The 3,199-nt window shown below is 75.2% G+C and carries 4 protein-coding genes; all 4 read left to right on the top strand.

Annotated elements, in window-relative coordinates; all coding sequences use genetic code 11:
* A partial coding sequence (locus IH13_RS44670) for a hypothetical protein (protein WP_031085385.1) occupies positions 1 to 312 on the top strand: 312 nt, incomplete at its 5' end.
* Positions 313 to 473: 161 nt separating this feature from the next.
* On the top strand, positions 474 to 1,124 hold the full coding sequence (locus tag IH13_RS0117165) for a DUF3105 domain-containing protein (RefSeq protein ID WP_031085384.1): 651 nt from the start codon (positions 474 to 476) through the stop codon (positions 1,122 to 1,124).
* Positions 1,121 to 1,768 (top strand): DUF305 domain-containing protein, encoded by a 648-nt coding sequence (locus tag IH13_RS0117160; protein ID WP_031085381.1) that lies wholly within the window; start codon positions 1,121 to 1,123, stop codon positions 1,766 to 1,768. Before IH13_RS0117165 ends, IH13_RS0117160 begins: the two co-directional genes overlap by 4 nt.
* Before the next feature lie 120 nt (positions 1,769 to 1,888).
* Entirely contained in the window at positions 1,889 to 3,142 is a 1,254-nt protein-coding gene (locus IH13_RS0117155; RefSeq protein ID WP_031085379.1) for an ROK family protein, read from the top strand.
* Positions 3,143 to 3,199 lie beyond the last annotated feature (57 nt).

The raw sequence follows: 3,199 nt of genomic DNA, 5'->3' as shown, positions 1-3,199 counted from the left end.
GTGCCGGCGGCGCCGCACCGCGCGGCCACCGCCCCTGTCGCGCACGCCCACGCCCCGTCCCCCACCGCCGTCGCGGTCGTGGTGGCCGACGCCCCCGGCGAGCACGGGTCCGGGAGTTCCTGCCACGGTGCGACGGGACGCTCGACGCAGGCCGTGCTGCCCGGTCCGACGAGTCCCGTGGCCCTGCCGTGCACGGCGGCGGAGACCGCGGTCCCGGCCGCTCCCCTCACCGGCTCCTCGGCCATCCGCGGCCCCTCCCACGACGGTGCGGGCGCCGTCGACCGTCTCCGTCTCCAGGTTCAGAGGGTCTAGAAGCCGGACCTCCGCTCCCCCAGGACCGTGCACACGCGCGGCCGGAGGGGCGGCCTTCCGCACACCTCTTTCCCTTCCCCCGCCGACGCACCCCGTGCCCCGCGCCCCCATGGACGGCGCCCGGCGGCACACCCGCGTCGTGCCGAACCCGAGGATCCGACATGGCTTCCGCCAAGAATCAGAACAGCAATGCCGCCGCGCGCCGCGCCAAGCTCGAGGAGGCCCGCCGCAAGGAGCGGGCCCGGGAGCGGCGCGGCCGCGCCCTCACCATCACCGCCTCCGTCGTCGTGGTCGCCGGCCTCGTCGTCGGCGGCGGCTACCTGATGTCCGCGGCCGACGAGCAGGACAAGGCCGAGGAGCAGGCCAAGAGCTCCCCCGTCACCGGGGAGCGGTCCTGGGACGACCTCGGCCAGGACCACGTGGAGAGCGCCGTCGCCTATCCGATGAACCCTCCCGTGGGCGGCGACCACAACCCGGTCTGGATGAACTGCGACGCCGACGTCTACACGAAGGCGATACCGAACGAGAACGCGGTCCACTCCCTCGAACACGGCGCCGTCTGGGTCACGTACGACGACCGGGCCGACGACGCCGACGTCAAGGCGCTGGCCGAGCGGGTCGGGAGGACGCCGTACTCCCTGATGAGTCCGGTGGCCGACCAGAAGGACCCGCTGATGCTCAGCGCCTGGGGCAGGCAGGTCTCGGTGGAGAGCGCCACGGACGCCCGCGTCGCCCAGTTCTTCACCAAGTACGTGCAGGGCCCGCAGACGCCCGAGCCCGGTGCCGCGTGCAGCGGCGGGGTCGCGGGATGACCCCGGCGTCGCGCGCCTCCCGCCCGCTGGTGGCCGCGGGGGCCGTGGTGTTCCTGGTGGCCGTCGGCCTGGTGCTGCTGACGGTCGTACGGCCCTCGTCGGCGTCCCCGTCCGGCTCCGGGACGACCGCCGCCGCTCCCGCGGAGGACTCCGCCGACGTGGGGTTCGCCCGGGACATGTCGGTCCACCATCAGCAGGCGGTGGAGATGGCCTTCCTGGTGCGGGACCGTACGGACGACGAGGACGTGCGCCGGCTCGCGTACGACATCGTCAACACCCAGGCCAACCAGCGCGGCATGATGCTGGGCTGGCTGGAGTCGTGGGGCCGGCCGAAGAGTTCCGAGCAGCCGCCCATGGCGTGGATGGGGCACCCCGTCACCGCGGTCGACGGGTCACTGATGCCGGGGATGGCGACCGGCACCGAGCTCGACGGGCTGCGCTCGGCCGAGGGCCGGGACGCCGAGGTTCGGTTCCTGCGGCTGATGACGGTCCATCACCGTGCGGGCGCGGACATGGCGCGGGCGGCGGCGGAGTCGGCCGGGACCGAGGAGATCCGGAACCTGGCGGCGGGCATGGCCCGGGCCCAGGAGTCGGAGATCTCTCTGATGGCCGACATGCTGAAGGCGCGGGGCACCCGGCCGTGACGGGCTCCGGCGGGACCGGGCGCGGTGGCCGTGTGCCGCCGTCCCGGTCCCGGGCGACAAGTCCGCCCGAGGTGACCGCCTGCTGCGGGAGGCCGGTCATCCCATAGGCTCGTCGACGATATGAAGAGCTACCTCACACCGCTGGGGCCCAAGGCGGACAAGGACACCGTGCGGCGCCACAACCTCAGCCTCGTGCTCCGCGCGGTGCGTGACGAGGGCGAGGCGGCCGAGGCGACCCGCGCCGGGGTCTCGGCCCGGGTCGGCCTGACCCGGGCCGCGGTGTCCTCACTCGTCGAGCAGCTGCTGGACGGCGGCTTCCTCACCGAGTCCGGCAAGACGTTCAGCGGCCAGGCCGGACGGCCCGGCACCGCGCTGAAGGTGGCGCGCACCGGACCCGCGGGGCTCGGTGTGGAGATCAACATCGACTACGTGTCGGTGTGCGTGGTGGATCTCGCGGGAACCGGCCGGGTCCGGCAGACCGAGCACCTGGACAACCGGGGCACCCCGCCCGGGGAGGTACTGGGCCGGGCGGCCAGGATCGCGGCCCGCACGCTGGACTCGGCCCGGGAGCAGGGCCTGTACCCGGTGGGGGCCGTGCTCGCGCTGCCCGGTCTCGTCTCGGGCGGGACGGTGCGCCAGGCGCCCAACCTGGGCTGGAACCAGGTACCCGCCGAGGAGTTGTTCGCCGGCGCGCTCGCCGGGCTGCGCCCCGGGGCGGTACCGCTGCCGGTCCGCTCCGAGAACGAGGCGAATCTGGCGGCGCTGGCCGAGCTGTGGTTCGGCGGCCTCGACGCGGTCCGCAGCTTCCTGTATCTGACCGGTGAGATCGGTGTCGGCGGGGCCTTGGTGCTCGACGGCGAACTGCTGCGCGGTGCGCACGGGTTCGCCGGGGAGATCGGGCATGTGGTGGTGGACCCGGACGGCCCGGAGTGCCGGTGCGGCTCGCGCGGCTGCCTGGAGCAGTACGCCGGGCAGACGGCGTTGCTGCGGGCGGCGGGGATCGAGGAGCCGGGCGGCGGGGCGGCCGGGGTGATGGAGCTGGAACGGCGGGCCCGGGCCGGGGAGGCCCGGGCCGTCGCGGCCGTGGGTGAGGCGGGCCGGATGCTGGGCCGGGTGCTGTCGGGTGCGGTCAACCTGTTCGACCCGGACGCGGTCGTGCTCGGCGGGATCTACCGGTGCCTGATGCCCTGGCTGTCGGCGCCCGCCGACGCCGAGCTGACGGGCCGTGTGGTCTCCGGCCTCTGGTCCCGGGGCGGCGCCAGGCTGCGCGCCTCGTCCGTGGCGGGCGACGCGGCCCGGGGAGCGGCGGCACTGGTGGTGCAGGACGTGCTGGCGGACCCGGCGGCGTACGGTCCGGAGCCGGTGGGCGGCTGAGGGCGCCCGGCGGGGCCGGCACGGGTGTGACCGGGCGGGCCCGCCGAGCCGCCCGGC

The organism is Streptomyces sp. NRRL WC-3549, from assembly GCF_000721935.1.
GTDB lineage: Bacteria > Actinomycetota > Actinomycetes > Streptomycetales > Streptomycetaceae > Streptomyces.
Note: the sequence above shows the minus strand (reverse complement) of the source record. Positions and strands in the feature narration are given on the sequence as shown.

Bases quoted from the DNA above. Each gene is read 5' to 3' on its own strand.
- IH13_RS0117160 (WP_031085381.1), top strand. From the start codon at position 1,121: ATGACCCCGGCGTCGCGCGCCTCCCGCCCGCTGGTGGCCGCGGGGGCC.
- IH13_RS0117155 (WP_031085379.1), top strand. From the start codon at position 1,889: ATGAAGAGCTACCTCACACCGCTGGGGCCCAAGGCGGACAAGGACACC.
- IH13_RS0117165 (WP_031085384.1), top strand. From the start codon at position 474: ATGGCTTCCGCCAAGAATCAGAACAGCAATGCCGCCGCGCGCCGCGCC.